1 protein-coding gene is annotated in these 768 nt (G+C 67.6%); it reads left to right on the top strand.

The window, feature by feature from the left end:
• The coding region (locus MKK69_RS19360) for a GDP-mannose 4,6-dehydratase (RefSeq protein ID WP_243970525.1) at positions 1-768 on the top strand (768 nt) is incomplete at both ends.

Below are 768 nucleotides of genomic sequence, written 5' to 3'. Positions count from 1 at the left end.
CAAGCGCGCGCTGATCACGGGTGTCACGGGCCAGGACGGCGCGTATCTGGCGCAGCTGCTCCTGCAGAAGGGCTACGCGGTCACCGGGATCGTACGTCGCTCCAGCCATGCCGGCGTGTTCGACCACCGGCTGAAATGGCTGGGCATCCTCGACGATGTCGAGCTGGTCGACGGCAACCTGCTCGACCAGTCGGCGCTGCTGCGCATCGTCCAGACCGCCAAGCCCGACGAGATCTACAACCTCGCCGCGCAGTCGTTCGTCACCTCCTCCTGGCAGCAGCCGCTGCTCACCGGCCAGGTCACCGGCCTGGGCGCGGTGCACATGCTCGAATGCCTGCGCTCGGTCGCCCCGCAGGCGCGCTACTACCAGGCCTCGACCTCGGAGATGTTCGGCCTGATCCAGGAGGCCCAGCAGAGCGAGACGACGCCGTTCTACCCGCGCTCGCCCTACGGCGTGGCCAAGCTCTACGCGCACTGGATGACGATCAACTACCGCGAGAGTTTTGGGCTGCACGCCTCGAACGGGATCCTGTTCAACCACGAGAGCCCGCTGCGGGGCGTCGAGTTCGTGACCCGCAAGGTCACGGACGCGGTGGCGCGGATCAAGCTGGGCCGGCAGAAGGAGCTGCGGCTCGGCAACATCGACGCCAAGCGCGACTGGGGCCACGCCCGGGACTACGTGCAGGCGATGTGGCTGATGCTGCAGCAGGAGAAGCCGGACGATTACGTGATCGCCACCGGCCGCACGACGACGGTGCGGGACATGTG

It is taken from the genome of Methylobacterium sp. J-026 (assembly GCF_022829585.1).
Classification (GTDB): domain Bacteria; phylum Pseudomonadota; class Alphaproteobacteria; order Rhizobiales; family Beijerinckiaceae; genus Methylobacterium.
The sequence above is the reverse complement of the archived record's forward strand: the minus strand, read 5'-3'. Positions and strand labels throughout refer to the sequence as shown.